Raw genomic sequence first — 16,441 nt, forward strand, 5'->3', positions numbered from 1 at the left:
GCGGGACCTGAATCCTTGCCTTTGGCCGGTACCGCTACTTGATTTGATGGCTAATACGGCCTTATGAAAGGGGGCCGGCGGCCGCTGCCGAATTTTAACCAAACGTATAACTCTCAAGCTAGAATCACGCGCCTTCGTCCGCGAATCGCGTGATCCGTTGCTCCGGAGAGACCATTGGCTAATTCTGTCACCGTTGGTGCCACCAACAACGCCGATATTGACGGCTTGCTGTCGGGCTACAAGTGGACCGGCACGATCACCTACAGCTTTCCCGACTCGGCCAGCGACTACTCCAATCCCTATTACGGCGGCAACAGTGAGCCGACATCGTCTGGCTTCGCCGCGGCGCCAAGCGCGATGCAGGCGGCGATCAACTACGCGATCGGACTGATCCTCGGCTACACCAACGCCAGCATCCAGTACTTGGGGACCGACGGCGCGGACATCATGATCGCGCAGTCGTCGAAGCCCGCAACCTCCTACGCCTACTACCCCGGCGACTATGCGGCCGGCGGCGACGTCTGGTTCGGGACCCAATACAATTACTCGCTGGCCAAGCTCGGCAACTACGAGTTCACGACCGCGATGCACGAATTGGGCCACGCTCTCGGTCTCAAGCACAGCCAGGAGACCGGCGGCCCCGCCAATGTCGCGGTGCCGAGTGCGCATGACGACAGCGAATATACCATCATGAGCTATCGCAGCTATGTCGGCGCCTCGACGACCGCCGGCTACAGCAACGAGGCTTACGGATATCCGCAGACCTATATGGCCAACGATATCCTCGCGCTCCAGACGATGTACGGCGCGAACTACGCGACCCAGGGCGGGAACACCGTCTACTCCTGGAATCCCACCACGGGTCAGGAGTTCATCAACGGTGTCGGGCAACTCGCGCCGGGCGGCGGTACCGGCAACTCGGCCAACCGCATCTACGAGACGATCTGGGACGGTGGCGGCATCGATACCTATGATCTGTCCAACTATGCGACGAATCTGAGCATCAATCTCAATCCCGGCGCGATGTCGCTATTCTCCACCGTGCAACAGGCCAATCTCGGCGACAACCAAAAACTCGGCTACGACCACTACGCCTCAGGAAACGTCTACAACGCCTATCTCTACAACAACGACGCGCGCTCCTACATCGACAATGCCACCGGCGGCTCCGGCAACGATACGATCATCGGCAACGCCATCGCCAACGTGCTGAACGGCGGCGGCGGCAACGATACGATCGCTGGCGGCGGCGGCAACGACACCATTATTGGCGGCGCCGGTACCGATACGACGGTGTATTCGGGCAACAGGGCGAATTACGCGATAGCTTACAGTGCGTTCACGCAGACCTTTACCGTGGTTGATCAGCGCTCCGGTTCTCCCGACGGCACCGACACGGTGACCGGCGTCGAATCGTTCCAGTTTGCCGATGGCGTGGTGGCAAGCTCCGTTCTGATGGGGCCTCCCAAGCCCGACTTGTCCGAATTCATAACTGTCGGCCAGAGCTCCGTACCGGCCGGAGGCAATGTGACGGTCGATGCCTACAACATGAATCTCGGTGACGCAGTGGCGGGGCCGTCCGTCGCGGGCATCTATCTCTCCACCGACGCGACAATCACCACATCGGATACGCTGCTTGCGACAGTGTCGACCTCGATGACCCTCGCGACGGTAAGTCAGCCCGGCTATTACGACCATCAGACGATACTGGTCGCGCTCCCCGGCAATCTGGCGCCTGGCACGTACTACATCGGTGGTATCGGCGACTACAACAACCAGCTCAGCGAGCGCGACGAGACCAACAACACCTATAATGCGGTCCAGATTACCGTGACGGCGCCGGGCCATCCTGACCTGATCGAATATGTGGCCGTGGCCAAGACCACCGTTGCCGCCGGGAGCAGCCTGACCATCGATGCCTACAACATGAATATCGGCAACGCCGTGGCGGGCCCCACGACGGCCGCAATCTATATTTCGACCGACGCGACGATCACGACGTCGGACACGCTGCTCACGACGCTGACGACATCGTCGACGCTGGCAACCGTCAGTCTGCCCGGTTACTACGATCTAAAGACGGTCAGTGTAACGCTGCCCGGCAATCTGGCGCCCGGCACCTACTACATTGGCGGCATTTCCGACTACAACAATCAGCTGACCGAGAGCAACGAGACCAACAACACCTACAACGTGGTGCAGGTCACGGTGACTGCGCCGGCGCAGCCTGATCTCTCCGAATATGTCGCTGTGAACAAGACGAGTGTCCTGGCCGGCGATAGCTTGACGGTCGACGCGTACAACATGAACCTCGGCAATGCGGTGGCGGGCCCCACGACGGCTGCAATCTATCTTTCGACCGACGCGACGATCACGACGTCGGACACGCTGCTCACGACGCTGACGACAGGCTCGACACTGGCCACCGTCAGCCAACCCGGCTATTACGATCTTCATACGGTTACCCTGACGCTGCCCGGCAATTTGGCGCCTGGCACCTATTACGTCGGAGGCATTTCCGACTACAACAATCAGCTGACCGAGAGCAACGAGACCAACAACACCTACAACGCAGTGCAGGTCACGGTGAGTGCGCCGGCGCAGCCTGATCTCTCCGAATATGTCGCTGTGAACAAGACGAGTGTCCTGGCCGGCGATAGTTTGACGATCGATGCCTACAACATGAACATCGGTAACGCCGTGGCGGGCCCCACGACGGCTGCAATCTATCTTTCGACCGACGCGACGATCACGACGTCGGACACGCTGCTCACGACGCTGACGACAGTGTCGACGCTGGCCACCGTCAGCCAGCCCGGCTACTACGATCTTCATACGGTTACCCTGACGCTGCCGGGCAATTTGGCGCCTGGCACCTATTACGTCGGCGGCATTTCCGACTACAACAATCAGCTGACCGAGAGCAACGAGACCAACAATACCTACAACGCGCTGCAGATTACCGTGTCTGCCGCGGGCAGCTCGGCGACATCGCATGCGCCAGCCGCTTCGCCGTCGCCGTCGCCGGCGCAGACAGCGACGAGTGGAGACGCTGGCGCGGTCGGCGCTCTGCTTGTCCGGCATGCGCACGTTCAAGACAATTTCGCGCTATCGCGGACGGACAACGCGCAAGGCGGCCTCTACTGGGCGGATCATTCCCAACTCGCGCAGCTGGTTTCAGAGCTGGCGGCCAGGACCCAGCAACTGACGGACATGACGGACGCTCATTTCGTGTTCGACAACGTGTCCGAGATGACGCAGCACCATGTCGGCGATTATCACCTGATCTGATCGATGCGCGGTCTCACTGCAGCTCTGGATTCTCCAGCGGCCGTACACTAGTCTGGGAGACTTCAAATCCTCTCGCTCCGACCAATACTTAGCTGGATTTCAGGGCATCCGGATTTCGGCCAGGGTAACGGGTAGGGTAACAGAATCAGCCCCGATGTGAGAAACCGAACGGGAGATGCCGCCGTTTTCCGGGCTGGGCTTTGCCCAATTTCGACATTAACTGATCCCGATGCTCTTTCGTAAGACGCGCAGGCGCGCGCGATACATCTGACACCTTAGCTTTCGCAAAGCTGTCCCTCGTCCGATACTGTTTGGGGTTATTCTTGATCAGTTTCATGATCAGTACGTTCCCAATACCTTCGAAATATCACGGGTTTTGACGTTGGATAGACATCCCGGGGTCTGCTTGCGCGGTGGCCCGTCGTTGACGGACTTGTACAATGTAGAGGTTAGGTCAGAACAAACAGTGAACGTCAGGCTAGTGCCATCCACCGTCTTTGTCCATATCTTATCTTCGCCGCTCTCTAGAAACTGCCAATCAAGGTTGCCATCTACCTGCGCCAGATCGTTCATTGCTTCTAGTGCCGACTGATATCGGTTAGCCGGGTCTACCTCCAGCTTCAGAAGGCAACGTTCGCCCCGCGAAACGCATCACGGGAAACGGCAGGTTTTCCCATCGCAATATCCCTGAAAAATTAAGTTCTCAATGGAGGCAAGTCTGAAGCCCTCGTGCGGGAAAAGCCAGCAAAAATTCAAACGCGGCCTCAGTCGTTCATTACGCTGATCAAAATCGCTCTCAAATCAGCCCTCGCAACGTTGGCCAAGCCAGGCGTCGATGAAAATTCAACAAAAGGTACCAGCCCCGGCGCCGAAAGGATGGGTAAGGTGTTTACGTCCACCCAGCGACATCTGACAAATCTCCGGGACAAAGATGCAATTTTTACCCAGATGCTGCGTCTGATCAAAGCCTTCCTGAAAATTTCAGGCCAGGACGGGGGGCGCTCGGTGGTGTTGTTGCGAGGAGGAGCATGGCGAGAAGCAACTGGAGAAGTCGTGGCAAAGGCCCGGGGGACGGAGCGCTAGCGCTACAGATCCTTGGTCAGCCGCGGTGGGCGAGCGTGTTAGTAGGCTTCGCGATCGCGTTCGCCGCGAGCACACCATGTCGCGCGAGATAGAGATCAATCACTTTCTGCGCTTTGTCGACCGTCCAGGTCAGTGCCTCCGCGATCTCCGGTGCGGTCGCGCCGGCTTCGGCGAGCAGCGTCGCGGCGATGCCGCGGTTGTCGTGAAAATTCAGCGCAGCGGTTTTGACGTAGGCGGGGTCTGCGGCGATCACTTGTGCGACAGCGAGCCCGGTGGCGAGCGCTTGAGCTCTATCAACCCCTAGACGCCGTCAGCGACAAACTTGCCAGAATGATACTGAACAGTGCCGGCCCAAACATAGGCCGATGGAACGCCACGGGCGGCGTACCCGACGCCGTTAAAGCGCTCTAAGTTCGTGAGCGCTCCCCCGATGCCAGTCCTTCAGCTTCGCGGCATAGGGCGAACACTTGACCAGCGCGTCAACAGCCGCATCTTCGAACGACTGGAATGGGCCGCGACCAGCGGGAACATCGTCGAAATCCGGCTCCATGGATCACCCTGCGCGAGGCTGCGACTAAAGTCTTGTGAAGACTCCCGATAGTGACTGACCGCGATGAAGGCCCATGCGATGTCAGGCATTCCGGCCGCTCTCGCGATGGCGAGATGGCGGCCCTTATTGGCTACGGTCACCTTGGCCGGGCGAGTGAACTCGGCTTCGCGCGTGAGCTTGGCTTTGGGCCAGCGGTCGGCGTTCGCCCGAGTAAGGGCGTTGAGGTCTACCACGGGTTGCCCGTTTATGGGTTGGAGTGGTAACAATCCCGCTCTTGCGCGGGAGATTCTGTGGTGTGGATACTCAGGTTTGAACGTCTGCTTTGGTACATCGCGATGGCGATATCACTCGGCGGGATCATCTATGTCGCCACGCTTCCCGGGCTGCAGGGGCCTTTACCGTGAGCCTTGTTGCTGGACCAGCGAGTGAGGAGGTACAGGTTTCCCAGAGATGGGGGCTCGTATACAGGAAGCTATTCGCCCTGCTACAGACCTACGCTGCGCTAGCCACGTTCCTTGCAAGCTACTTCGCTCTCACAGTCGTCGGTAACATCCTGTACTTCACGCCCGTCGGCGACAGTCTCGGCGGCCTTCAGATCCTCGATTTTTCGATCAACAACTTTCAAACGGCGGGATCGCTCGGCTATTGGGCTCTACTATTTCTTCCGTTCGTTGTTGCCCCGCCGATCGTCGTCGCCGTCAAACACATTGCGGCACCGATAGCGCCCTGCATTGCAAAGATGAGAATATCGACGCCGACATACCTTGTGGCGCTTGCCACCTGCTATGCATACGCTTCGGTATCACTTTGGCGCGCCAATGCCGCTGGCCTGTTCCTGCGCGGCGATAACGCCGTGGATTCAGTTCAGGATCGCATCGACCTGATCAACTCGCTGGGATTTTGGCCGCTGGTCACGATCAAGTCTCTGCTTGTCGCTCTGTCCTGCTACGGACTGATAGTCGCGATAGAAACTCGTAAGCCGCTCTGGCTGGCATTAACCGCGGCAAACCTTGTTGCGATGTCAGTCATATTGACGATGTTGATCATGAAGTGGCCGCTCGTCCTTTTCTATTTTGCCCAGATATTTGCCATCGTTCTATTTGCGAAGCGCCCGCTATTCCCGGCCATCGTCTTCAGCGCCCTGGCTCTCACGAGCTATCTATTGGTTTCCATGGTGCTGCTTCGCGCGGAGATCGTGACCCAAGTCATCGATCAGCCGTCAACCGTGAGACGAACCAAGGATCACCTGTCGGAGCAGTCTCCCGCTCCCACATCCGGCGTTTTGACCGTCCTGATGGCCGCACCGCTCAATAGGATGGCGCAGCCCTTTTTGTACTATGTCGAAACCTTCACGAAAGAAGGCCACGTTTGCGGAACATTACTAGACAGAATTAAGCGCAGATCTACGCCCTGCCATCCAAGCAACCTGATATACGCCAGGATGTTCTCCGATAGATTTGCAGGAATAGGAACTGCTCCACAGTCCGCTCACGTAACCGGCTACGCGCTCAACGGCATGATAGGCGCTGTTGTCGAGCTGGCCCTTACGTCGATTGTGCTAGGTCTCTTTGCCGCAATCGCAACCGTCAACACACCCGCCGCAAACACCGTGACGGTTCTTGGCGCCCTCACTGGGTATTTTTTCTCTCAACTCCCATTCGAAGGCCCCATAGTCTACGACCACGGCGCGCTTTGGTGGGCCGCGCTGCTTCTACTTCTTGCCGCTCCCAATCTCAGAAAGCGAGCTACGTGAACTTCGACCCAAACCGTCGTTGTTGTCGATTAGACACTTGGTCGGAATCGTACCGTGGAACAAGTGCCGCCCGTGCCTCCAGTCAAGAAGCCGTTGCTGAGCCCGGTGATTGCCGTGCAGCTTTGCGTATGATTTTCATCGCGAGCAGATTGTCGAGCGGAGACGCAAAGGCCACGATGATAAGAGCGCGATGTATCCAGTTGGGATACTTCGACCAGAGATCGAAAATCTAGAAGTATGTAAACCCGACTGCGATCGCTAACCCTTGTGCAAGGTGTGGGAAGATAATGCGGCGGCCGAAAATAGACGAAAGGCCCTGTCGCAAAGACCGCCGTAAAAGCTAGCAGTGGCCAGAGGTATTGCCGCACCTCAACATGGTTCTAACGTTTCATGTCTGAACCCGAAGAGCATCTGGAGGCGTTGCGGTTGCTATGATGTACCAGCCGGCAAACCGGCCAATGGCGTCAAAGAAAGGTTGCGGCACCAAACGAAGTAACGGCCGCAAGATGCGGGCACCAGGGAAATCGTCCGGAGTGCATTTCCGCACTGCGATACGTCTGATCTCAAATCCACTGCTCTTCAGGAGCGCGGCCAACTCTGCCGTTGAATAGACATTCACGATCGGCTTCGCCTCCGAGGAGGCAGTGGCCTCGATGCGCGATCTGCGATCGGTGAGCGATTCTCGAAAAATGCGACCGCTAACGAGGTGCGTGAGGAGAACCCCTAGGTAAAACACCGAGTAGCGATGATACATCAGGATGGTCATCTCGCCGCGCGGTTTGAGCACGCGTCGAATCTCAAGCAGAGCATTTTGGAGATTTGGAAGGTGGTGGAGCACCCCGTTTGAATAAACAATGTCGAAGGATGCGTCCGGGTAGGCTAGTTGTTCTGCGTTACCCTGGCTCACGTCTGGCGCAAAGCCGAAAAAGCTCAGGTGCTTTTTCGTCCGATCGACGTTCTCGGAAGTGATGTCGATGCCAGAGTAATCGGCGCCACATTGCAAAAACTTCAGCGCGTCGAATCCTGGTCCAAAGCCAATCTCTAGAACGCGCCTACCCTTGGTCTCAACGAAGGGGAACACGTCCTCCAGCCAGGGTTGCTCGATGGTGTCACGGAAGCGGCGCGCCTTATCGAAAAAAGCGAGGGTTCCCGGCATTTCATCTTTTGCTGATGCCCAACCCGTGGGTGAGCCGCCCCAAGTCTTTTGCGCCTCTGTTAATTCGGTCATTTGCGCGCTCCCTTTATGGGGCGACGGGAATATCATTCGCAATTACCCCGCGCAACCTACTCGGGTGCCGCTCGCGCAACAAGGTGTGAGGTGAGTATTCCATCTCGGTTTTTGCCGATAGGCCGGTTCCTGACGTCACGTTGAGGGCGTCAGTTCATCTCGTTTTCAATGAGGGAGACTTGAAATGGTGGATCTCTCCGCACTCCGTGCGGCGAACGCGAACCGCTTTGCGCATGCGAAGCTGACGCGGGCGCCCGAATTCAAGCCTGTTGCCGAGCGGCTGGTCGGGGCGCTGGCCAAGAGCCGCTACGAGGCCGTGGCGACGCGCACCGGCGTGCCCTGGTACGTCATTGCGGTTATCCATCAGTTTGCGAAAATATTCCTGTAAGCGAGACGGGCGCCAGAGCGTACGTTGCTTCGAAGCTGCTCGATGCCGCGGCACATGGACAGCTCTCAACCGACGCGTTGAAAGCGGCGGGTCGGAAGGCCCTGAACCCGCCAACCATGTGGCGCTGATTATCCGCTCCACATCACTCGATCACATCGTATTCGAAGGCGACGCCCTCGGGCTGCGCTGAAACGGAACAGCTTCCCCTCCCGCGAACCGATTTTTACCGTTGCCGTCCCGCGCGGCCAATGCCTGGCCCGCCGTAGAGATTCCAGAGCTGGATCGCGGACACTGAGTGGCCTCGTCGCTCCTCATGTCGTGTCAAACCTCCCTCGACTGGCCCGGTGCGGGGTGCCGCTCGCGCCGGGCTTTTTGCTATCTGATCAGCTTTGTAGACCACACAAAAGGTCTGCGTGAAATGGGATCGGGGCAGTTGCGATCCCGGGCCGAAACGCTCTAGGTTGCCGCAGCTGGAGAATTTTATGGAACGCAAGAATAATTTTGATCTGTTGCGACTTTTCGCTGCCTGTCAGGTCGTATTCATGCACAGTTCGGGGCATCTACTTCTGCCGAAAGCCGGACTATTCGAGGTCTTGCTCCAATTTCCGGGAGTCGCGGTGTTCTTCGTGATCAGCGGCTTTCTGATCTCGGATTCATATCTGCGCAGCACCAGCCTGGCTTCCTTTGCCTGGAAACGCGCCCTGCGAATTTACCCCGCGCTGATCGCAAACCTCCTCGTTCTCGAACTGGTTTTTGGTGCGACTGGCGGCATCAGCGCGACCGCCTGGGCTTACGCGAAACATCTAAGCGTCTATCTCCCATCCGCCTCGAACTATTTTGCTGGGTGGGTGTCTCCCGACGCGATCTACGCTCAGTCGTGGCTCTTCCAAGGCTACCCGAGCGGAGTGCTTTGGACGCTAACGGTAGAGTTATCATTCTACGCAGCTCTTCCGTTTGTTCTCTCTCTTGCAGCTGTTTCAAAAAAAGCGGGATCGCTTTTCATTGTGGCCTTGATGGCTGGATCGTATTCGATCGCGCGCGTAACCGACGATGCATTCTCGCAGGCGCACCCCGCGTTGAACGAACTGGTAACTCCATACTTTTGGATCTTCGGCATCGGCGTTCTCATTCGCCTGTGGTGGGAGCATATCAGCCGGTGGTTTGAAGAGCGCGCTCTGTTCTGGCTGGTGGGATATGTCTTCCTAATTGTCGTTTCTGTCGCGTTTCTTGGAGAGCCCATCAAACTTGAATACAAGATGGAGCCGAACATCATCACCCTGATACGGGTCGCCGTCATGGGCGCAACTGTCATTTCTCTAGCATATACCGCGAAGAGTTGTGCCACCGTTCTCCACGGGAATGATCTCTCATACGGACTTTACCTGTGGCACATGCTCGGCGTCTCGGTGTTCATGGGCCTCGGTATTAAAGGACATTGGTGGCTCTACCCGGCCTGTTACGGAATTGGCTTCTTCTTTGCGGCAGCATCTTGGTTCCTCATCGAGAAGCCCACTCTTGCTCTCAAGCAACATAGGATTCATCGTTCGAATTCAGCGGTAAGACCGGACGGAGTTGCTCAGGCGTAACTGAGCCCGAGTCCACGCCCTAGAATTCCCGCGTCCTTGCCGGAAGCAGAGCCCGCGCGGCGGGGCCGTCTCCCAGGCTCGACGCCGGCGGCCAGCTCGAGCAGCTTGCGCGCGGCGGCTTCCGGATCCCGACGAGCGGGGCACGCAGCAATTCAGGTTTCTGCGAAGCGCACAGGGCAGGGATTCGGGAGTGAGCGGGCTGAGGTTGTTGTCCACCTGTTCCGCGGGCCCAATTTGGTTTATAGTCGGAGCCTAAACACCTGTTTGTTCAGTTAGGGCAAAATGGGCCGGTTTCCAATTTCGGTCGGAGAAATCAACGACTTGCCTGCGCCTGGTGACCCAGACGGGTAAGCGGGTGAGATGAAGACCCTTGATCGGGGGCTTCGCCGGACGTTTTGCGGGGACGGATGCGAGCCTCGACGCGACGAGGACTCTGGGTATTGCCCGTGCTTGCGCTTGTGCTCGCCGCGCCCGCCCACGCCCAGTCGTTGCGCCAGGGCGTCGCCGCGTTCCAGCGCCAGGATTATGGGACGGCCTCCCGCATCTTCATTCCGCTCGCCGAGCGCGGCAATGCGCCGGCGCAGACCTATCTCGGCTCCCTGTTCGAGACCGGCCGCGGGGTGCCGGAGAACTATACGGAAGCCGCGATGTGGTACCGCCGTGCGGCGGAGCAGGGCGACAGCCGCGCCCAATATTCGCTGGGCCTCCTCTACGACCGCGGCCAGGGCGTGCCGCAGAACATCGTGGAAGCCTCCAAATGGCTGAACCTGTCGACGGCGGCCGCGCCGCCGCGGACGCGCGAGGCGCGAGGCGCGAGCCCGGATCCGTGACGCCGTCACCACCAAGATGACGCGCGGAGAGATCGCGCAGGCCCGCCTGCGGGCGCTGGAATGGGCGGCGCCGAGCCGCGAGCACTGACCGTCCGGCGCCTTGCCCTCTGCGACCGCAAACAAAAAAGTCGAAAACAACCCCAGGCGCAGTAGACGAGGACCGCCGGCGCGGCGCCTCACGCCTGCGCCGGAACGACGATTTGTCCTGATATCATCGTGCCTTGGTATATTTCGCCCGACGAATGGAATGCCCGGCGCGGTTGCTGCTCTGTTCGGGACGATTTCCGGCCTCTCTGTTTGGCTGAAGAATCGATCTCCAGATCGAAACCGTCAGAAGTCCCGCCTCGGCTCCTCGGTGAGATGGGAGGGAAACAACAGACCTGTGGGCGCCCGACCAGTCGACCACGACCGGAAGCTGCCGGTTGATAGTCGATGGCGTTGCACGGCCTGATCGCGGCGCGATCGTTTGATAACATCAGTCATGATACATTTCTTTAATCCGAATGTTAATTTCGATCGCTAGAGACCCGCCTACCGTTGCAATTGCGACCGAGTAGGAACAGGCAATCTTCTATGAGCAATGACGACATCGACCGCGCTGGAAACCATCATTCCGGCAGCAACAATTCCACGCGCCAAATGATCGATCGCCGCGCGGTCCTCCAAGGCGCCGCCAGCCTTTCCGTGCTGGCGCTCGGCGCGGGCGCGGCAAAGGCGCAGACCAGCAGTCCGTCATTGACCAGCTTCTCGATCGCGGTGCTGCCCGACACGCAGTTCTATTCGCGTTACGCGACGACCGACGAAAGCCAGCAGTTTCAGAAGGCCTATGGCTCGACGCCGTACGACGCGCAGACTCAGTGGATCGCCGACAACGCGGCGAAATACGGCGTCCGCTTCGTCATCCATCTGGGTGACGTGGTCGACCAGCAGAACAAGCCGAACCAGTGGATCGTGGCCGATGCCGCGATGAAGAAGCTGGAAGATGCCAAGGTCCCCTATTCGATCCTTGCGGGTAACCATGACGTCGTCACCGACAACGACTACCATACCCCCTGGGATCAGAATTCGGGCACTGACGCCCAGCGCAGCCTCAACGCCGAGCCCTATTTGAAGTGGTTTCCGAGCACCCGCGCAGCGCAGCAGTCGACATTCCGCGAGCGAGACAGCAGCGGCTTCCACGAGTACCACATCTTCCAGACGAACGGCGTGAAGTTCATGGTGCTCTCGCTGTCCTGGCGCATTTCGGACGGTGCTATCGCCTGGGCGCGCGACGTGATCGACCGCAACCCGACGCTGCCCGTCATTCTTTCCAACCACCAGCTGCTCAACATCGACAGCGACGGCCTGTCGCCGCTGGAGACCGATTACGGCAAGATGCTGTGGGACAAGCTGATCCGCGACAAGGATCAGATCTTCATGACGCTGAACGGCCATTACCATGGCGCGGCGTATCTCTCCAAGGTCAACGATTTCGGCAATCCGGTTCACCAGATGGTGGTCGACTATCAGATGGATTATCAGGGCGGCAACGCCATGATGCGGCTCTACGAAATCGACCTCACCAACAACAAGATCGACGTGATGTCGTTCTCGCCCTGGGTGGTGCAGAAGCCGAAGAACACGCTCAACCAGTTCGATCACGCCGAACTGACGGCGTCGAACAACAGCTTCTCGATTCCGATCAATTTCAAGAGCCGATTCGCCCGGTTCACGCGCTTCAGTCCGAGCAAGGTGCTGACCGGACCCGCGATCATTCCGTCCGTGCGCGCCGACCTGCTCGCCGGTTATGTCGATCCGCCGACGCCGGAAGTCGTGCTGCCCGCGGATACCGAGGACTATCCGCATGTCGCCGATACCGTGGCGCACTGGCGCGCGCCCTCCACGGTTGTCGAGGGTCAGGTCGTTCCGATCGGCGGGATCCTGCCTGACGTCGCCGGCGGCAACAATCTGATGCGTGCGGCGCTCGTCGCGTCCGCCCAGCTCGGCGACGTCGTGTGGACCACGGACAAGCATCGTCTGTCCTCGGCCGCGGGCAGCGTGGTGTTTCTCAACACCGACAATACGGTCGGTCGCCTCAACGCCTTCCTGACGGCGTCAGCCGCCTCGCTCAATGGCCGCAGCTTCTGGAACGGCTACACGGTCGAGGCCTTTGTGAAGATCCCGGCCGGCTGGACCGCAAACCTGCACAAATGGGGCAATATCCTCGGTCGCGTGGGTAACCGCGGCAACGTTCCCGGCGGCTATCAAGGCGGCGATCCGGAGGCGTCGAGCGTCCTGTTCGCCATCTCGAACCTGCGCGAAGTGCAGTGGGAAGTGGTGCCGGCTACCGTTTCGCACTATGCGCAGACCAACTGGTCGGGCGAGATCATCCGCGATAGCTGGTATCATATCGCGATCGTCAACGATCCGGCGACCCTCACCACCACCCTGTACATTGACGGCGCGCCGGTATTGCGCAACGTCGGCAATGCGGCGATCGGCATGCGCTCGCAGAGCACGCCTCAGCCCTGGATCCTCGGCGCCGGCTGGTGGAACGGCGTGCTGTCCGACGGCTTCTTCGGTGCTGTCGGGGAGATCCGCATGGTCTACCGCCCGATCGGTCGCGACCAATGGCTGACCGCGCGCCGAACCTGACCTGACCGCGTCCGGGCGACGCGATCATTGACACAGACAATGTGGAGCTCGTTTCGACGCGCTCCACATTTTTGTGGGCCGCATGTCCGAATGCGACAACGATCGCGCCGTCGGTGTCTGAGCGTTGTCGCGCGATATTTTGCCCACCTCGGATGCAATCGGACTCATGATCGCTTCATTCACACAATACATAACATACTATCAAATTTATGATATCTTGCGATGCAATACGGACGCTCTCACAACCTCTTGCCCCTAGGCCAGCGGACGACATCCGTGGCCGGCACAGTTTGAATGAAAGCGATCCAGAACTATGGCTGCTCCCGTTGTAAAAGTCGGCTCCGAATTCTCCGTGAACACCAATACGACCGGCGGCCAGGAGGCGCCGACCGTCACCGGGCTCGCCAATGGCGGCTTCGTGGTCACTTGGGATGACGCCAGCGGAACGCTGGGCGATGCCAGCGGCACCAGCATCAAGGCGCAGGTCTACGCGGCCGACGGCAGCAAGGTCGGTTCGGAATTCCGCGTCAACACCGAGACCGCCGACGGCCAGCTCGCACCGGTGATCACGGGCCTTTCCAATGGCGGCTTCGTCGTCACCTGGTTCGACAACAGCCAGACGCTCGGCGACAGCGAGGGCACCAGCATCAAGGCACAGGTGTTTTCGGCCGATGGCACGCCGGTCGGGTCGGAAACCCTCGTCAACAGCTCGACGTCCTATTCGCAGTTCGCGCCGACCGTCACGGGTCTTTCCAATGGCGGCTTCGCCGTCACCTGGACCGACGACAGCGGCGAGGGCGGCGACGACGACGGCACCAGCATCAAGGCGCAGCTGTTCGCGGCCGACGGCAGCAAGGTCGGCCCGGAATTCCTCGTCAATACCGAGACCGGCGGCAGCCAGGACAACGCAACCATCACGGGGCTGGCCAATGGCGGGCTTGTGGTGACCTGGGAAGATCTCAGCGGAACGCTCGGCGATGGCGATGCCACCAGCGTCAAGGCGCAGATGTTTGCGGCTGACGGCAGCAAGGTCGGCAGCGAATTCCTGGTCAACACCGCGACCGCCTCCGACCAGCTCAAGCCAACCATCTCGGCGCTGCCCAATGGCGGCTTCGTCGTGACCTGGTACGATTTCAGCCAGACCGGCGGCGACAGCAGCGGCAGCAGCATCAAGGCGCAGATCTATGCGGCCGATGGCAGCAGGGTCGGCAGCGAATTCCGCGTCAACACCACGACGGTCAACTCCCAGTTCACGCCGACGGTGACGACGCTCAGCAACGGTGATTTCGCCATCGCCTGGCAGGACTGGAGCGGCGCGGGCGGGGATGCCAGCGGCAGCAGCATCAAGCTGCAGGTGTTCACTGCGGATGGTCGGAAGGTCGGGGCTGAATTGCTGGTCAACACCAGCACGGCGTCCAATCAGTTGCATCCCTCGATCGCCGCGTATGCCGACGGTCGCTTCGTCGTCACCTGGCAGGATGCCAACGGAACCGACGTCAAGGCGCAGGTATTCTCGGTCGATACCGTGAAGCCGGTGCCGGTCCTGTCGGCCGTGACGTCCACAAGCCCGTGGGTCGCGGTGCTCGCCGGTTCGGTCGACGTTGACGCCGCCGGCCAGACCCTCACGCTGCGCGACGGTACGTCGCAAAGCGGCGGCTGGAGCACGACGGCGACCGTCGACGGCAACGGCGCCTGGAGCGCCGAGTTGTCCTGGGAGCAGTTCAACACCGCCATCGATCTCGTCGTCACTGACGCGGCCGGCAACACCGGTGTCTCGAACTACGTGTATGGCACCGCCAGCGGCCGGACTTTCGGCGCGGGCAGCCATCAATACATCTACGGCACGGCGACCGATTACGTCGTCGGGAATGGCGCGGAGCAGCACGTCTATGCCGGTGGAACGGCCATCGGCACGACCCTGAACGCTGGCAGCATGCAGATCAACTGGGGTACGGAGCACGACACTGCCGTGACTTACGGCGCTTTGGAATATGTCTATGGCGTCGCCACCGGTTCGACGATCGCCGGCCGGCAAGTGATCGGCGCCGGCGGCACGGCCAGCACGACGCTGATCGTCGCCAACGGCGAGCAGGACATCTACGGCGGTGGCACGGCGACCGGCACCACCATCCAAGGCGGGTTGCAGGCCGTCTACGGCACGGTCGACCAGACCGTGATCGGCAGCGGCGGCGTGCAAATGGTCCACGGCACGGCTTCGCACACCGCCGTCAACGATGGCGGCGAGCAGCGCGTCTATGAGAGCGGAACAGCCATTGGCACCACGCTGAACGCTGGCAGCATGCAGATCGACTGGGGCAGCGCCACCGGCACGACCATCAACGGCGGTATTCAGTACATCTGGGGCACGGCGAGCGATACCACGATCGTCTCCGGTACGCAGTATGTCGGCGCCGGTGGCAGCGCCAGCGGCACCACCATCGGCGCACACGGTCTCGAATACGTCTACAGCGGCGGAACGCTCACCGACGTCACCTTCGGCGGGGGATCTGCGAGGCTGGTGCTTGAGCAGTCGTCGGCCTTCAGCGGGACGATCGCCGGCTGGCAGGATGGCGTGGAGCTCGATCTCGGTGACATCGCCTTCGGCGAAACCACCTCGCTTGGCTATGCGGCAAACGCCGAGAACACAGGTGGCACGCTGACGATCACCGACGGCGCTCATACGGCGTCGCTGCACCTGCTTGGCCAATACAGCGCCGCGGACTTCGCGCTCGCCGCGGACGGCCATGGCGGTTCGATCATCACCAATCCGGTGGATCAGCCCCAGGCACAGCTTTCCATCTCGCACGTGGCGTAAGCTGACGACGAAGCCAAGGCCGGGTCCCGCGCGGGCAAACGGAAGCAGATCAGAGGGGCGCGCCTCATTGGCGCGCCCCTTTGGATTCTCCGCTGTTCATTCGGCCAGAACGGCAGTCGCTGCCGTTGCGACGGCCGCCACCTTGGGCTGGTCGGGCCGTGACCCCGACAAGCGAGCTGCGACGTCTGGTGCCTGTCGGTGCGCGGCCAGCAGGCGTCAAGCTCGCATGGTTGGATGCAACGGAATTGTCGCATAGTGACGGGATGAACCGGCAAACGATCGC

The 16,441-nt window shown here is 60.0% G+C and carries 11 protein-coding genes; 8 read left to right on the forward strand and 3 right to left on the reverse strand.

Annotated features, from left to right (window positions below):
• Positions 1-174 precede the first annotated feature (174 nt).
• Both ABIA90_RS26690 and ABIA90_RS26695 read left to right on the forward strand, forming a co-directional pair.
• Positions 175-3,291, forward strand: coding sequence for a CARDB domain-containing protein (locus ABIA90_RS26690; RefSeq protein WP_354121827.1), 3,117 nt, complete (start codon positions 175-177; stop codon positions 3,289-3,291).
• Positions 3,292-4,020: 729 nt separating this feature from the next.
• The gene (locus ABIA90_RS26695; RefSeq protein WP_354121826.1) at positions 4,021-4,374 is read left to right on the forward strand and encodes a hypothetical protein; all 354 of its coding nucleotides are present in this window, start codon (positions 4,021-4,023) and stop codon (positions 4,372-4,374) included.
• 16 nt (positions 4,375-4,390) lie between these two features.
• Here the strand turns inward: ABIA90_RS26695 and ABIA90_RS26700 are convergent, their stop codons facing one another.
• Positions 4,391-4,627 (reverse strand): hypothetical protein, encoded by a 237-nt coding sequence (locus ABIA90_RS26700; protein WP_354121825.1) that lies wholly within the window; start codon positions 4,625-4,627, stop codon positions 4,391-4,393.
• A gap of 188 nt (positions 4,628-4,815) precedes the next feature.
• The gene (locus ABIA90_RS26705) at positions 4,816-5,157 is read right to left on the reverse strand and encodes a hypothetical protein (protein ID WP_354121824.1); all 342 of its coding nucleotides are present in this window, start codon (positions 5,155-5,157) and stop codon (positions 4,816-4,818) included.
• Positions 5,158-5,324: 167 nt separating this feature from the next.
• On the opposite strand from ABIA90_RS26705, the gene ABIA90_RS26710 reads away from it, so the two are divergent.
• Entirely contained in the window at positions 5,325-6,677 is a 1,353-nt protein-coding gene (locus tag ABIA90_RS26710; RefSeq protein WP_354121823.1) for a hypothetical protein, read from the forward strand.
• Positions 6,678-7,065: 388 nt separating this feature from the next.
• Here ABIA90_RS26710 and ABIA90_RS26715 read toward each other — a convergent pair whose 3' ends face one another.
• Positions 7,066-7,905: a class I SAM-dependent methyltransferase gene (locus ABIA90_RS26715; protein WP_354121822.1), complete on the reverse strand. Its 840-nt coding sequence runs from the start codon at positions 7,903-7,905 to the stop codon at positions 7,066-7,068.
• A 184-nt stretch (positions 7,906-8,089) separates the two neighbouring features.
• Here ABIA90_RS26715 and ABIA90_RS26720 point away from each other — a divergent pair, with 184 nt between their 5' ends.
• The 5 genes from ABIA90_RS26720 (at position 8,090) to ABIA90_RS26740 (ending at position 16,158) form a co-directional block, all read left to right on the forward strand.
• On the forward strand, positions 8,090-8,293 hold the full coding sequence (locus tag ABIA90_RS26720; RefSeq protein ID WP_354121821.1) for a hypothetical protein: 204 nt from the start codon (positions 8,090-8,092) through the stop codon (positions 8,291-8,293).
• A gap of 482 nt (positions 8,294-8,775) precedes the next feature.
• Positions 8,776-9,879 (forward strand): acyltransferase family protein, encoded by a 1,104-nt coding sequence (locus tag ABIA90_RS26725; RefSeq protein ID WP_354121820.1) that lies wholly within the window; start codon positions 8,776-8,778, stop codon positions 9,877-9,879.
• A 446-nt stretch (positions 9,880-10,325) separates the two neighbouring features.
• Positions 10,326-10,709, forward strand: coding sequence for a tetratricopeptide repeat protein (locus tag ABIA90_RS26730; protein ID WP_354121819.1), 384 nt, complete (start codon positions 10,326-10,328; stop codon positions 10,707-10,709).
• Between the two features lie 573 nt (positions 10,710-11,282).
• Positions 11,283-13,343, forward strand: coding sequence for a LamG-like jellyroll fold domain-containing protein (locus tag ABIA90_RS26735; protein ID WP_354121818.1), 2,061 nt, complete (start codon positions 11,283-11,285; stop codon positions 13,341-13,343).
• A gap of 313 nt (positions 13,344-13,656) precedes the next feature.
• A complete protein-coding gene (locus tag ABIA90_RS26740; RefSeq protein WP_354121817.1) occupies positions 13,657-16,158 on the forward strand; it encodes a hypothetical protein in 2,502 nt (833 codons plus the stop codon).
• Positions 16,159-16,441: the final 283 nt, after the last annotated feature.

Origin of the sequence: Bradyrhizobium sp. LA6.8, from assembly GCF_040547935.1 — a bacterium.
GTDB classification, from domain to species: Bacteria; Pseudomonadota; Alphaproteobacteria; order Rhizobiales; family Xanthobacteraceae; genus Bradyrhizobium; species Bradyrhizobium barranii.

What these genes read in the sequence shown, in the direction of transcription:
- ABIA90_RS26715 (WP_354121822.1), bottom strand. Translation starts at nt 7,905, where the DNA reads ATGACCGAATTAACAGAGGCGCAAAAGACTTGGGGCGGCTCACCCACG.
- ABIA90_RS26720 (WP_354121821.1), top strand. Translation starts at nt 8,090, where the DNA reads ATGGTGGATCTCTCCGCACTCCGTGCGGCGAACGCGAACCGCTTTGCG.
- ABIA90_RS26725 (WP_354121820.1), top strand. Translation starts at nt 8,776, where the DNA reads ATGGAACGCAAGAATAATTTTGATCTGTTGCGACTTTTCGCTGCCTGT.
- ABIA90_RS26735 (WP_354121818.1), top strand. Translation starts at nt 11,283, where the DNA reads ATGAGCAATGACGACATCGACCGCGCTGGAAACCATCATTCCGGCAGC.
- ABIA90_RS26740 (WP_354121817.1), top strand. Translation starts at nt 13,657, where the DNA reads ATGGCTGCTCCCGTTGTAAAAGTCGGCTCCGAATTCTCCGTGAACACC.